Source organism: Gemmatimonadetes bacterium SCN 70-22, from assembly GCA_001724275.1.
Lineage (GTDB): Bacteria > Gemmatimonadota > Gemmatimonadetes > Gemmatimonadales > Gemmatimonadaceae > SCN-70-22.
The window spans coordinates 1-13569 of sequence record MEDZ01000004.1; the positions used below are offsets into that span (position 1 = coordinate 1).

Here is a 13569-nt window from a genome sequence, read left to right on the forward strand (position 1 = left end):
CGCTGCCGCGCCTCGCGGTCATCCTGGCATGGGGGAGCGTCGCCGGATCGGCGCTGCAGCTGGCGGTGCAGTGGCGCAACGTGTCGCGGGTGCTCGGCGCCTGGCGGGTGAGCGTGAGCGCGCGCTCGCCGCACGTGCGCACCGTGTTGCGCAACTTCGGGCCAGTCTTCGTGGGGCGCGGCGTCACGCAGCTCAGCGCCTACATCGACTCGTTCATCGCCTCGTTCCTGGTCATGGGGGCGCCGACGATCCTCAACAATGTGCAGCTGCTCTACATGCTCCCCGTCTCCCTCTTCGGGATGTCGATCTCGGCCGCCGAGCTCCCCGCGATGTCGAGCGTGACCGGCGAGAGCGCGGAGATCGCGGATCGCCTGCGCGACCGGCTCGCCCTCGGCCTGCGGCGGATCGCCTTCTTCATCGTCCCGTCGGCCGTGGCCTTCCTCGCCTTCGGGGACCTGCTGGCGCGCCTCGTCTTCGAAGGGGGCGAGTTCCAGGCCAGGGAGGTGCAGTGGGTGTGGGGCGTGCTGGCCGGATCCGCCGTCGGGTTGCTGGCCTCGACGCTCGGGCGCCTGTACGCCAGCTCCCTCTACGCGCTGCATGACACGCGCACCCCCCTCCGGTTCGCGATCGTACGGGTGGCGCTGACGACGGCGCTGGGCTTCGTGGCCTCGCTCTGGCTTCCCGGGGTGCTGGGCATCGACCCTCGCTGGGCCGTGACCGGACTCACCGCCTCGGCAGGGGTGGCGGCGTGGGTCGAGTTCGCCCTGTTGCGGCGCGCGGTCGGACTGCGCATCGGCGCGGTCTCGCTCCCTCGGTCGTTCCTCTTCACGCTGTGGGGGTGCGCGGTGACCGCGGCGGCGATCGGATGGGGGGTTCGCGAGGTGCTCGGAGGGGCGCGCGGAATCGTCGCGAGCGCCGCGGTCCTCGGCACCTTCTCACTCGGCTACGGCGCCGCCACGCTCGCCGCGGGGGTCCCGCAGGCGCGGGCGATCGCGGGGCGCTTGGGGAGGGGCGTGGGGCGCAGGTGAGGAGCCGGGCGCTGTAGATTCCATTCATGCGCGAGACTCCGGCGGACGTCGCCGCCAAGCTCCCCCACCTCCCCGAGACCCCCGGCGTCTACCTCTGGAAGGATGCCCAGGGTACGGTGCTGTACGTCGGGAAGGCAAAGCGCCTGCGCTCGCGGGTGCGCAGCTACTTCGCGAGCACGCACGAGGGCTCGGTCAAGACGCAGGCGCTCGTGCGGCTGATCGCCGAGCTGGACACGATCGTCGTCCCGACCGAGGCCCATGCGCTCCTCCTCGAGGCGAACCTGATCAAGGAGTACCGCCCCCGCTTCAACATCGCGCTGCGCGACGACAAGTCGTACCCGTACATCAAGGTCACGGTGCAGGAGCCGTTCCCGCGGTTGCTCGTCACCCGCATCGTGCGGAGCGACGGCGGGCGCTATTTCGGGCCGTACACCGACGTCGGGGCGATGCGGCGCGCCCTCAACGTCGTCAAGCGGATCTTCACGGTGCGCTCCTGCCACTACGCGCTCCCCGAGGACGCCCCTGACCGCCCCTGCCTGGACTACCACATCGGGAAGTGCAAGGCGCCGTGTGTCGGATACCAGAGCGAGGCCGACTACCGGGCGATGATCGATGAGGTCGTCCTCTTCCTCGAGGGGCGCACGGCGGAGGTCGTCTCGCGCGTGCGCGAACGCATGCAGGAAGCCTCCGCCTCGCTCAACTTCGAGCGAGCGGCGGAGCTGCGCGATGCGCTCCTGCGCCTGGAGACGCTCGAGGAACCGACGGTCGTGGTGCAGGTCGAGGGGGGGGACCGGGACGTGATCGGCTACGCGCGCGACGGCGACGACGCCTGCGTCACGACGCTCCGGGTGCGCGGGGGCAAGCTCCTGGCGCGCGACCAGCGCTTCCTCGAGAACCTCGAGGGCGAGGAGGACGCCGCCATCCTCTCGGCGTACCTGGCGCGTGCCTACGCGCCGTCGAACGAGCGGGCCGCGGAGCTGCTGGTCCCGATGGACTTCGAGGACCGGGCCCTGCTGGAGGAGACGTTGCGGACGACGCGGGTCGTCGTGCCGCAGCGCGGCCCGAGACGCGAGCTGGTGCAGCTGGCGGAACAGAACGCGCGCCACCTCCTCGAGGAGTTCAAGCTGGCGGCCGACGAGGCGGACGAGCGGGCGGCGAGCCCCGTGTACGAGTTGCAGCGCGAACTCGGGCTCCAGAAGCTGCCGCGCAGCCTCGTCTGCTTCGACATCTCGACGGCGCATGGGACCGACACGGTCGGATCGTGCGTCTGGTTCGAGAATGGGCGACCGCGCCGGGCGGAGTACCGCAAGTTCAAGGTGAAGACGGTGGAGGGGACCGACGACTTCGCGTCGATGCACGAGGTGGTCGCGCGCTATTTCGGGCGTCGCCTCGAGGAGGGGAAGCCGCTCCCCGACCTGGTCGTCATCGATGGCGGCAAGGGGCAGCTGAACGCGGCGCACGAAGCCCTCCGCTCACTGGGGCTTGGTGAGATGCCGCTCATCTCGCTGGCGAAGAAGGAGGAGGAGATCTTCGTCCTCGGACGGAGCGAATCACTCCGCCTCTCGCGTCGCTCCCCGGCGCTTCGCACCCTGCAGCAGGCCCGCGACGAGGCGCACCGCTTCGCGGTGTCGTTCAACCGGGCGCGTCGCTCGATGCGCACCCTGACGTCGGAGCTGCTGCGCATACCGGGCATCGGCACTGCCCGGCGGCGCGTCCTCCTGAAGGCGTTCGGCTCGCTGCAGGGGGTCCGCGACGCGGCTCCCGAGGACATCGCCGCCCTCCCCGGGTTCTCCCTCGCCTCGGCACGCCGTGTCGTGCAGGCGTTGCGGCCGACGGATGGAGCGTCGAGCACCCCCGGGGAGCCGGTGGCCCCGGGCGCAGCGCCCGGAGGGGGTGGCGCGTCATCTGATCCAGGGGCGGTCGACGATCCGTCCGCGCCAGGTGCTCCATCGCCTGCCGCCGCTCCATCCGCTGTCATCGACCCGTCGTCCCCACACACGCACTGACCCCGCTCCCTCCCTCCCTTCACACTTCCTGACATGCCCCGCTGGACCCTCGCCTGCTCTGCCTGTGGCCACCCCGAAACGCAGGATGCCGGTGTCGGCCTGTGCCCCACGTGCGGCCAACCGTTCCTCGCCGTCCTCGACGGTCCCGCGCCCAGGCGTGACGCCCTGCTCCCGCGGTGGGACATGTGGCGGTACGCGGCCGCCCTCCCGCTCGCCGACGGCGAGGCGCCGGTATCGTTAGGCGAGGGGATGACTCCGCTGTCCGAGCATCCCGGGCTCGCGCGTCTCGTGGGGGTCCGCCGCCTCTGGGTCAAGGATGAAGGGGTCAACCCGACCGCGTCGTTCAAGGCGCGTGGGCTGAGTGCCGCCGTGACGCGTGCGCGCGCGCGCGGCGTCCCCGGGCTGGTGGTTCCCACCGCAGGAAACGCCGGGGCGGCGCTCGCGGCGTACGCGGCCGCGGCCGGGCTCGCGGCACGCATCTACGCCCCCGACACCACCCCGCGCCCCATCCTCGACACCATCCGCGCGATGGGAGTGGAGCTGGTGACGATCGACGGACACATCGGCGACTGCGGGCGGCTGAGCGCCGAACACGCGCACGCGACGGGTTTCTTCAACGTCGCCACGCTGCGGGAGCCATACCGCGCGGAGGGAAACAAGACGCTCGGCCTCGAGCTCGCCGAGCAACTCGGCTGGCGGCTGCCGGACGCCGTCGTGTACCCCACCGGGGGGGGGGAAGGGGTGATCGGGATGTGGAAGGCCTTCCACGAGATGCGCGCCTGGGGGTGGCTCGACGCGGGTGCACGCCTCCCGCAGATGATCGTCGCGCAGGCGTCTGGCTGTGCACCGCTCGTGCGTGCGCATGCCGAGGGGGCCGACCGCGCCACCCCATGGGAGAACCCGTGGACCCACGCGAGCGGGCTGCGAGTTCCCGGCCCGCTGGGCGACCGGCTGGTGCTCAAGACGCTGCGGGAGAGCGGCGGCGACGCCGAGAGTGCGAGTGAGGAGGAGATTCGCGACTACACGGCCCGCCTGGCACACCTCACCGGCATCGACGCGGCCCCGGAAGGGGGGGCGGCGCTCTTCGTCACCGCGAAGCTGGTTCGGCTGGGGCGCCTCTCGGCCGACAGCGAGGTCGTGGTCTACAACACGGGGAGTGGAGCCAGCTACCGGGCATAGCGCGCCCAGGCAGTGTATTTTTCTCCCGTGACCATCGCGATCCTCGAACCGTTCAGCGGCATTTCCGGAGACATGATGCTGGGGGCGCTCGTCCACGTGGGGCTCGACCCCGCCTGGCTCGAGGCGCTCCCGGTGCGTCTCGGGTTGGGCGATGTGCGGGTGCGCATCGCCGATGTGCAACGCGGGATGATCGCGTGCAAGAAGGTGGATTTCGACATTCCCGAGCAGCCGCACGGGCGCCACATCCACGAGATCCGCGCCCTCGTGGCCAAGGCGCCGGTCCCGTCCCTGGTGCGCGAGCGTGCCGATCAGGCCTTCACCGCCATCGCGGAGGAGGAGGGTGAGATCCACGGCGTGAGTGCCGACGAGGTCCACCTGCACGAGGTCGGGGCGGTGGACGCCATCCTCGACATCGTGGGATCGATCTGGGGGTTGAGCGAACTGGGGGTCTCGCGCGTTTGCTGTGGGACCATTTCGCTGGGAGACGGCTTCGTGAAGGCGGCACACGGGATCCTCCCCGTCCCCGCGCCGGCCACGCTCCGGTTGCTGGAAGGGCACACCGTGCGCCCCGGCCCCGAGGGGGCAGGGGAGCTGGTCACGCCGACGGGGGCGGCGTTGGTGAAGGTGCTGTCGACCGGCGCTCCCCCGGCGCGCTACATCCCGCGGTGCAGCGGGTATGGTGCCGGGACGAAGGACCTGCTGGGACGGGCCAACGCCCTCCGCATCACGCTGGCCGACGATGTCACCGCCGGCGACGAGGGTGTCGAGCGCCTCGTCCTGCTGGCCACCGACCTCGACGACCTGTCGCCGGAACTGGTGGCGGGGTGCGCCGATCTGGTGCGGGAGGCGGGCGCGCTGGACGTGGTGCTGACGGCGACCCAGATGAAGAAGGGGCGCGTGGGGACGCGGATGGAGGCGCTGGTGCGCGAAGACGACGTCGGGCGCATCGAGGACATCCTGTTCGCGAACACGTCGACGTTAGGCATCCGGCGCTCGGTCGTCGAACGGCGTGCCCTCACGCGCGAGGCGCGGGCCGTGCGCGTGCTGGGGCACCGCGTGCGGGTGAAGGTCGCCATCCTGCCTAACGGCACCCGGCGCGCCAAGCCGGAGTTCGATGATGTGCGGGCGGTGGCGCAAGCCACCGGCCGGACGCTGGGCGACGTGTCGTCGCTGGCCCTGGCCGAGGCGGAACGCGATTGCTGAAGATGGGTAGGATTCACGCCGGCGCGCGCGTCGCGCCCAGTCAGGCGCGCGGCCGCGCGCCGTTCCAGGCGCCTGGCGCGCCGTTCCATGCAAGGAGATCTCGAATGAACCTGTTCCGCTTCTCGGTGGTCCTCACCCTCGCGCTCGCGCTTCGCCCGGTTCCCGGCGTGGCGCAGGACGCGTGCACCATCGATGAGAAGAAGCCGAATCAAGTGAAGGATGCCGCCAGCGCGCTCACCAAGGCCGACCTCCCGATCGGCAAGCCGGAGGACAAGCGCAAGGCGATGCTGCAGGCGGTCACGCTCCTGACCAAGGACCAGGAGAAGATCGTGGCCGCCAATCCCACGGGGCGCGCCTTCGTGCTCGGGCGCGCGCTCGCCATGATCGCCGAGCAGTACAAGGACAGCGGCTTCGCCCCGGTCAAGCGCGGCAGCGTGGGCTACGCCACCGATCCCGACGGGATGATCGACCTCGTGGCGGCGACGGACTCGGCGTTCGACCTCGTCGAGGCCTCCAACCCGGCGTGCAAGGCCGAGACCGAGGAGTCGCGCCGGCGCCTGTATGCCCCGCTCGTCAACGCGGCGGTCAACGTCTACAACCAGCAACTCACCGACTCGGCGGCGGCGCTCGTCCGTCGCGGCCTCTCCGTCTACGACGATTACCGCCTGGCGTACATCGCCTACAACATCCTCGGCAACGTCCAGCAGTCCAAGGACTCGGTCGACGCCGCCGTGGTGTCGTTCAAGAAGATGGCTACGCTCATGAAGGGCGACACCGCCACCGTCGAGGAGCGCAAGAACGTCATGCTCAACATCGCCCAGCTGGTGATGTCGCAGGGCGAGTCGCTCGAGGGGGAGGCGAAGGCGGCCAAGTTCGCGGATGCGACGGCCTATCTCGAGGCGTACCTCGCCGAGTTCCCGGGTGACGCCAAGGCGCAGGGGGCGCTTGCCCGCGCGCAGATCGCCAGCGGCAACAGCGCCGCCGCCGAGAAGGTGTTCGGCGCGATGATCGCGAGCCCGGGCACGTACTCCGATGCCGCGCTGTTCGAGGCCGGAGTCAACGCGGCCCGCGCCGATCGGGCCGCCGACGCGGCGGCGCTCTTCGACGCCGGGCTGAAGAAGAACGTCGCCTCGCGCGATGGCCTGTTCAACTACGCCGTCACACTCCAGAAGCTGGAGAAGTGGACCGAGGTCCCCGCGATCCTCACCCGCCTGGTGAACGTCGACCCGGAGAACCCCGACAACTACCAGCTCTGGGCACTGTACTACCAGAACGAGGCCAAGCTGCGGAAGGACGCGGCGGCCAAGAAGCCGGCCACCTCGCCCGAGGCGAAGGCGTACGCCGCCGCCAACGATTCTCTCCTGAAGTACTTCAAGCGCATGTCCGAGGCGCCGGTCAAGGTGACCTTCAACCTGTGGGCGCACGACGAGAACAAGCACACGCTGGGTGGGGCGATCGAGAACACGACGGACGCCGAGAAGAGCTATACGCTCAAGTTCGAGTTCCTCGATGCCGCCGGGACGGTGGTCTCCACCAAGGACGTCGTGGTCGAGGCGGTCGGCGCGAAGAAGTCGAAGTCGTTCCGCGTGGAGGTGGAAGGCGCGGGGATCCTCGCCTATCGCTACGCCCCGCTCGGCGGCTAGCCGAGGGCCAGGCAGCGGCGACGGGAGTACACGGCGGCGTGGCCCGGGACGGGCTACGCCGCCGTCGTCCTTCCCCCCGGCCATCCTGAGGCGTGACGACGGGTTCAAGGGTGAAAGTGTATGCGCCGCATTGATATCGGCGCGGTGAACTACTAAGTTCCTTGAGGTCCATCCAGTCGGGTGGACTTCAGTGTTTTCGGGGGAAGATTGCGTGTCAACGCGTCCTTCCCCCGTTCGTCTCTGGCCCGTCCATGGTCCGCGTCGCCCGCGTCCTTCCCGACAGCATCGCCCAGGAACTCGAGATCGTCCCCGGGACGGAGATTCTCTCCGTCAATGGGCGAGAGATCGCGGATTTCCTCGACTGGGAGTTCCTGACCGCCGACGACGAGTTGGAGGTCGCGGTGCGCCTCCCGGGCGGCGACGAGGTGGTGTACGACATCGAACGCCCGGAGGGCGAGGGGCTTGGCGTCGAGCTCGAGCCACCCTCGGTGCGGCGCTGCGCGAATCGCTGCGAGTTCTGCTTCATCGAGGGGCTCCCAAAGGGGTTGAGGAAGCCGCTGTACATCCGCGACGACGATTATCGCCTGTCGTTCGCGTACGGGAACTTCGCGACGCTCTCCAACCTCAAGGAGCGCGACGTCCAGCGCATCATCGAGTACCGCCTCTCGCCGCTCTACGTCTCGGTCCATGCGACGCCCTGGGAGGCGCGCAAGAAGCTCCTCAACAATCCGCGCGTTCCCAACATCGTCGAGCAGCTCACGCGCCTCGTGGACGGGGGGATCCAGTTCCATGGGCAAATGGTGGTCGTTCCCGGGCTCAACGATGGGGAGGTGCTGGAGCAGTCGCTCACGGACCTCTGGAACTTCGGCGACGCCTGCCTGTCGGTGGCGCTCGTTCCCGTGGGGCTGACGCAGTTCTCGCACCTGTACACCGGGGAGTCGATGGATCGCCAGAACGCCCTTCGCCTGCTGGAGACGGCGGAGCGCTGGGCGGCGCGGGGGCGTGCCGAGCGCGGCGAGGCGTGGGTGTACGGGTCGGACGAGCTGTATCTCCTGGCCGGCCGGGAGCTCCCGGACGTGGCGCACTATGGGGACTTCGCCCAGATCGAGAACGGGGTTGGGGCGGTGACGAGCCTGCGGCATCGGGTGGCGCAGGGGCTGGATACGCTCCCCCGGCTGGATGGGAAGCGGATCGCGGTCGTCACCGGGCGCGCGATGCGCGAGATCATGCCGCCGTTGCTGGCGCAGCTGACGGCCGCGACGGGGGCGACGTTCGAGATGCTGGTGACCACGAACTCCCTGTTCGGCCCCACGACGACGACGGCCGGGCTCCTGGTGGGTGCCGACGTCCTCGGTGCGCTGCGGGACCGGCACGACGTGGACCTGGCGCTGATCCCGGCGGAGACGATCAACGAGGACGGGATCTTCCTCGACGACCTGACGTTCGTCGGCGTGCGGGAGTCGCTCCCGATGCCGGTCTATCCTTCCTACGACTTCATCGACGTGCTGCAACTCGAAGGTCACTCCATGTCTTCCAGCGTGGCGGGGGCATCGTGAGCCTTCCCGTCGTCGCGCTGGTCGGGCGCCCCAACGTGGGCAAGTCGGCGCTGTTCAACCGCATCGTCGGTCGGAACACCGCCATCGTGAGCGAGGAGGCGGGGACGACGCGGGACCGCCACTTCGGGCAGGCGGAGTGGGCGGGGTCGGCATTCTGGCTGGTGGACACCGGGGGGATCACCGACGACCCGCGGGCGGCCATGGACGTGGAGATCCGCCGCCAGGTGCAACAGGCCATCGCCGAGGCGGACCTCCTCCTCTTCGTGGTGGATGCGCGAGCCGGGCTGCATCCGGTGGACCACCGCATCGCCGAGATCCTGCGCACGTCCGGGAAGTCGTTCCTGGTCATCGCCAACAAGGTGGACAATCCCCGGACGACCGATTTCTACGAGTTCTACGAGCTCGGCGCGGGCGACCCCATCCCGGTCTCGGCGGTCAGCGGGAAGCAGTCGGGCGACATGCTCGACGAGGTGGTCAAGCACATCCCCGAGGTCGCGCCGGAAGACGACACCTCGCTCAAGATCGCCGTCATCGGGCGCCCCAACGTGGGGAAGTCGTCGTTCGTGAACCGTCTGCTCGGCGAGGATCGGCTCGTCGTCTCGGACGTGGCCGGGACGACGCGCGACGCGATCGATTCGCCCATGCGCTATCACGAGCGCGACCTGGTCTTCATCGACACGGCCGGGCTGCGCCGGCAGTCCCGCGTCGAGGACGGTGTCGAGTTCTACTCGGCGCTGCGCACGCGCCGGGCGATCGACCGGGCCCACATCTGCTGCCTGTTGATCGACGGGACCGAGGAGCTCCTGAACCAGGACCTCAAGATCGCCGCGCTGGCCTGGGAAGCGGGGCGCGGGCTGATCGTGATCGTCAACAAGTGGGACCTGGTGTCGAAGGACGAGAAGACGGCGGCGAGGTTCCAGAAGAAGTGCGTGGAGAAGGCTCCCTACCTGGCCTTCGTCCCGTTCCTCTTCACCTCGGCCAAGACGGGGCAGCGCGTGACGAGGGTCCTCGATACGCTCCTGGAAGTGGAGCTTGAGCGGCTGAAGCGGATTCCGACGGCGCAGGTCAATGCGGTCCTCGAGGAGCTGGTGAGCCGGCGCCAGCCGCCCCAGGCGGCCGGGCGCGAGGTGCGCCTGCACTACGCGACGCAGGTCGAGACCGCTCCCCCCACGATCGTCGTCTTCGGGAACAACACCGACGCCTTGGAGGAGCACTACGTGCGCTACCTGCACAACGGCTTCCGCGAAGCGTGGGGGTTCACCGGGAATCCCCTCCGGGTCCAGGTGAAGAAGAAGCACGTGGCGGCCGCCTGACATGCTCCCCCTCGTTGGCCTCGTGGCGGCCTACCTGCTCGGCAGTACGCCGTTCGCCTACGTGGCGGGACGGGTGCTGCGGGGGATCGACCTGCGAGAGCACGGCTCGGGGAACCTGGGGGCGACGAACGTCTACCGGACGTTGGGAGCCCCGGCGGCCCTCGTGGTGCTCATCCTGGACGCGGCGAAGGGGGCGGTGCCGGTACTGGCCTTCCCCGCGCTCACCGGCGCCCAGGGAGGATGGTGGCCGGCCGCGTTCGGGGTGAGCGCGATCGTGGGGCACGTGCGCCCCTACGGGGGGCTGTTCAGGGGCGGGGGGAAGGGAGTGGCGACGGCCTCCGGCGCCTTCGCCGCCCTGGCGCCGCTCCCGTTCCTGGTGGCGTTGTCGACCTTCGCGGTGGTGGTGGCGACGACCCGCTACGTGTCGTTAGGGTCGATGCTGGGAGCGGCGGCGCTGGCGCTGGTGGTGCTGGTCCGCGAGGGCGGGCGCTCGCCCCTGGGGGGGCTGGCCCTCGCCCTGGCCGCCTTCGTGGTGTGGACGCACCGCGCCAACATCGGCCGGCTGCGGCGTGGCGAGGAGTCGCGCCTCGGGCGCCCCGGCGGGGGAGGGCGCTGATGCGGTGCACGGTGGTCGGTGGGGGGGCGTGGGGGAGCGCGCTGGCGCACCTGCTGGCGCGCGGCGGGCACGCGGCGCGCCTGTGGGCGCGGGAGGCGGACGTGGTGGAGCACGTCAACCTCACCCACGCAAACCCGCGCTTCCTGCCGGGGGCGACGCTGGACCCCGCGATTCGCGCCACCACCTCGCTGTCGGAGGCGCTCGGCGACGCCGAGCTGGTGGTGTATGTCGCCCCGTCGCACGTGCTGCGCGACGTGGTGCGCGGCGGGCGCGAGGTGGTGGCGCCCGGGGCCCTCGCCGTGGTCGCGACGAAGGGGATCGAGCGCGGATCGTTGGCGCTGATGACCGATGTGGTGCGCGAGGAGCTGCCGGGGCACCCGGTGGTGGCGCTGAGCGGGCCGAGCTTCGCGCTCGAGGTGGCGCGCGGCATGCCGACCGCGGTGGTGGCCGCGTCCGGGGATGGCGAGGCCGCGGAGGTGGTGCAACGTGCGCTGAGCTCCTCCTCGTTCCGCGTCTACACGAACGACGACGTCACGGGGGTGGAGGTCGGCGGCGCCCTCAAGAACGTGATGGCGGTGGCGACCGGGATCGCCGAAGGGGTCGGGCTCGGGCTCAACTCGCGGGCGGCGCTGATCACGCGCGGCCTGGCCGAGATGACGCGACTGGGGGTCGCGTTAGGCGCGCGTCCCGAGACGTTTGCCGGGCTGGCGGGGATGGGCGACCTCGTCCTCACCTGCACGGGGGCCCTGAGCCGCAACCGCGCGGTGGGGGTGGAGGTGGGGAAGGGGCGTCCGCTCGAGGAGGTGCTCGCGGCGACGGAGAGCGTGGCCGAGGGGGTGACCACGACCGAGAGCGCGCGGGCGCTCGCGGTGCGCATGGGGGTGGATATGCCGATCGTGGCCGCCGTCGCGCGGATCCTCTTCGAGCAGCAGGCCCCGCACGACGCGCTGGCCGACCTCATGGGGCGCGAGCTGCGCCCGGAGCGTGACGGATGAGCGACGAGGTGGTGCAGGAGTTCTTCTCCATCGGCGACGTCTGTCAGCTGACCGATCTCAAGCCGCATGTCCTGCGCTACTGGGAGAGCCAGTTCCGCTTCCTGAACCCGGCCAAGAACCGCTCGGGGAACCGGGTCTACCAGCGGCGCGAGGTGGAGCTCATCCAGCTGGTGAAGCACCTGCTGTATACCGAGAAGTACACGATCGACGGCGCGCGGCAGCGGGTCGACGAGCACCGCAAGGGCGGGACGATCCGCGTCGCCGCCCGTGAGGCGCTGGCCGTGGAGACACTCGCCGAGCTGGAACGGGAACTCCAGCAGCTGGCGGAGATTCTCGACGGCTCCGCCCCCCTCCCGCCGCGCGACGGTGGCGAGGCGTCGGGGAAGCGAGGGGAGTGAGCGAGGCGGTTGCGACGGGTGGTGGTCGCCCGGCGCGCGACCGGGAACTAGCCCCGGTCCCGAGCGATCACTAGCGTTAGCGACATCATGCGATTCCTCTGCACCAACGACGACGGCATTCTCGCCCACGGCCTCGAGTGCCTCGTGCGCGCCGCGGAACAGATCGGCGAGGTGACCGTCGTCGCCCCCGACCGCGAACAGAGCGCGACGTCTCACTCGCTCACCCTGCACCATCCCCTGCGCCCGGTGCGTCGGGGCGAGCACCGGTACCAGGTCGACGGGACCCCCACCGACTGCGTGATGCTCGCCGTCGAGTCCCTCATGGACGCGCGCCCCGATTTCGTGCTCAGCGGGGTCAATCACGGCCAGAACATGGGCGAGGACGTGCTCTACTCGGGAACGGTCTCGGCGGCCATGGAGGGGCTCGCCCTCGGGATTCCGTCGATCGCCCTGTCGTTCGCCGGCGGTGACCTCCGCGCCGATATCGCGAAGCTCGACGAGCAGGTCGAGTTCCTCGTCCCGCTCCTCCGTCATCTCACGTCGCTCCCGGCCTTTCCGGCAGGGACGCTGCTGAACGTGAACCTTCCGCCGGTACGAGGCGACGAGATCAAGGGGATCCGGCTCACCCGCCTCGGGCGCCGGGTCTACTCCAACTCGATCCAGCCGATGAAGGATCCCTGGGGGCGGAAGATCTTCTGGATCGGCGGCGGGGAGATTTCGTGGACCGGGAGCGGGGACTCCGATTTCCAGGCCATTCGCGACGGCTACGTGTCGGTGACGCCGTTGCACCTCGACCTCACCCATCGGGACATGCTGGACGCGGCGGAGCGCTGGTGGCGAGCCCCGTAACGCCCGAGTTCCGCGGTGCCCGTCGCCGCCTGGTGGAGGCGCTGCAGGCGGGCGGGATCTCGGACCTGGCCGTGCTCCGGGCCATCGAGGAGACGCCGCGGCACCTCTTCGTCCCCACGGGCGTGCGCCATCGCGCGTACGAGGACAGTTCGCTGCCGATCGGCAGCGGCCAGACGATCTCCCAGCCCAGCGTCCACGCCCGCTACCTGCAGCTGCTTCAGCTGCAAGGCACCGAGCGCGTGCTGGAGATCGGGACGGGATCGGGGTACCAGACGGTGCTCCTGGCCCACCTGGCCGCCCAGGTCTTCTCCATCGAGCGTGTCGCGCCGCTGCTCGAGAAGGCGCGTGCCGTGGTGCGCGAGTGCGGCAGCCGCAACGTCTCCTTTCTGCTCGGCGACGGCACGATCGGCTGGCGGCAGTATGCGCCGTACGATGCGATCCTCGTCTCCGCCGCCTCGCCCGACCTCCCGCAGCCGCTCGTCGACCAGCTCGCGGTCGGAGGGAGGCTGCTGATCCCGCTGGGCAACCGTGACGAGCAGATGCTGACGATGGTGACGCGGCTCCCGGATCGCATCGAGCGGCGTGACATCGTCCCCGTGCGGTTCGTCCCGCTGTTGGGCACCCACGGCTGGGCGTCACCCTAGGGAGGGTGGGCACGCGGGAGCCACCAACGCTTGTCGACCGGAGCGGCTCTCATGGCAGACGACTCACAGGACCAGGGCGGGCAGTCCCCGCGCCGGCCCGCGCTTCGCCCCTTCGCCGGGCCGCCGAAGGGGGCGGGGC

At 70.4% G+C, this 13569-nt stretch carries 12 protein-coding genes; all 12 read left to right on the forward strand.

The window, feature by feature from the left end; translation table 11 throughout:
• On the forward strand, window positions 1-1028 hold a 1028-nt coding region (locus ABS52_02920), incomplete at its 5' end, for a lipid II flippase MurJ (protein ID ODT04581.1).
• Between the two features lie 26 nt (window positions 1029-1054).
• The gene (locus tag ABS52_02925; protein ODT04582.1) at window positions 1055-3034 is read left to right on the forward strand and encodes an excinuclease ABC subunit C; all 1980 of its coding nucleotides are present in this window, start codon (window positions 1055-1057) and stop codon (window positions 3032-3034) included.
• A gap of 33 nt (window positions 3035-3067) precedes the next feature.
• Window positions 3068-4213: a hypothetical protein gene (locus ABS52_02930; protein ODT04583.1), complete on the forward strand. Its 1146-nt coding sequence runs from the start codon at window positions 3068-3070 to the stop codon at window positions 4211-4213.
• Between the two features lie 27 nt (window positions 4214-4240).
• Window positions 4241-5416, forward strand: coding sequence for a TIGR00299 family protein (locus ABS52_02935; GenBank protein ODT04584.1), 1176 nt, complete (start codon window positions 4241-4243; stop codon window positions 5414-5416).
• A gap of 104 nt (window positions 5417-5520) precedes the next feature.
• Window positions 5521-7059, forward strand: coding sequence for a hypothetical protein (locus tag ABS52_02940; GenBank protein ID ODT04585.1), 1539 nt, complete (start codon window positions 5521-5523; stop codon window positions 7057-7059).
• 251 nt (window positions 7060-7310) lie between these two features.
• Window positions 7311-8615 carry a hypothetical protein gene (locus ABS52_02945; protein ID ODT04586.1) on the forward strand — a complete coding sequence of 435 codons (1305 nt, stop codon included), beginning with the start codon at window positions 7311-7313 and terminating at the stop codon, window positions 8613-8615.
• A complete protein-coding gene (locus ABS52_02950) occupies window positions 8612-9928 on the forward strand; it encodes a ribosome biogenesis GTPase Der (protein ID ODT04587.1) in 1317 nt (438 codons plus the stop codon). Before ABS52_02945 ends, ABS52_02950 begins: the two co-directional genes overlap by 4 nt.
• 1 nt (window position 9929) lies before the next feature.
• Window positions 9930-10544: an acyl-phosphate glycerol 3-phosphate acyltransferase gene (locus ABS52_02955; GenBank protein ID ODT04588.1), complete on the forward strand. Its 615-nt coding sequence runs from the start codon at window positions 9930-9932 to the stop codon at window positions 10542-10544.
• Entirely contained in the window at window positions 10544-11539 is a 996-nt protein-coding gene (locus tag ABS52_02960) for a glycerol-3-phosphate dehydrogenase (protein ID ODT04589.1), read from the forward strand. Before ABS52_02955 ends, ABS52_02960 begins: the two co-directional genes overlap by 1 nt.
• Entirely contained in the window at window positions 11536-11937 is a 402-nt protein-coding gene (locus ABS52_02965; protein ID ODT04590.1) for a hypothetical protein, read from the forward strand. The genes ABS52_02960 and ABS52_02965 overlap by 4 nt, the downstream gene beginning before the upstream one ends.
• A gap of 87 nt (window positions 11938-12024) precedes the next feature.
• Window positions 12025-12786, forward strand: a complete 762-nt coding sequence (locus ABS52_02970; GenBank protein ODT04591.1) for a 5'/3'-nucleotidase SurE — start codon at window positions 12025-12027, stop codon at window positions 12784-12786.
• Window positions 12768-13430 carry a protein-L-isoaspartate O-methyltransferase gene (locus ABS52_02975; protein ID ODT04794.1) on the forward strand — a complete coding sequence of 221 codons (663 nt, stop codon included), beginning with the start codon at window positions 12768-12770 and terminating at the stop codon, window positions 13428-13430. The genes ABS52_02970 and ABS52_02975 overlap by 19 nt, the downstream gene beginning before the upstream one ends.
• Window positions 13431-13569 lie beyond the last annotated feature (139 nt).

Excerpts from the sequence above, each read along its gene's own strand:
- ABS52_02925 (ODT04582.1), top strand. The coding sequence starts at position 1,055 with ATGCGCGAGACTCCGGCGGACGTCGCCGCCAAGCTCCCCCACCTCCCC.
- ABS52_02930 (ODT04583.1), top strand. The coding sequence starts at position 3,068 with ATGCCCCGCTGGACCCTCGCCTGCTCTGCCTGTGGCCACCCCGAAACG.
- ABS52_02940 (ODT04585.1), top strand. The coding sequence starts at position 5,521 with ATGAACCTGTTCCGCTTCTCGGTGGTCCTCACCCTCGCGCTCGCGCTT.
- ABS52_02945 (ODT04586.1), top strand. The coding sequence starts at position 7,311 with ATGGTCCGCGTCGCCCGCGTCCTTCCCGACAGCATCGCCCAGGAACTC.
- ABS52_02955 (ODT04588.1), top strand. The coding sequence starts at position 9,930 with ATGCTCCCCCTCGTTGGCCTCGTGGCGGCCTACCTGCTCGGCAGTACG.
- ABS52_02960 (ODT04589.1), top strand. The coding sequence starts at position 10,544 with ATGCGGTGCACGGTGGTCGGTGGGGGGGCGTGGGGGAGCGCGCTGGCG.
- ABS52_02965 (ODT04590.1), top strand. The coding sequence starts at position 11,536 with ATGAGCGACGAGGTGGTGCAGGAGTTCTTCTCCATCGGCGACGTCTGT.
- ABS52_02970 (ODT04591.1), top strand. The coding sequence starts at position 12,025 with ATGCGATTCCTCTGCACCAACGACGACGGCATTCTCGCCCACGGCCTC.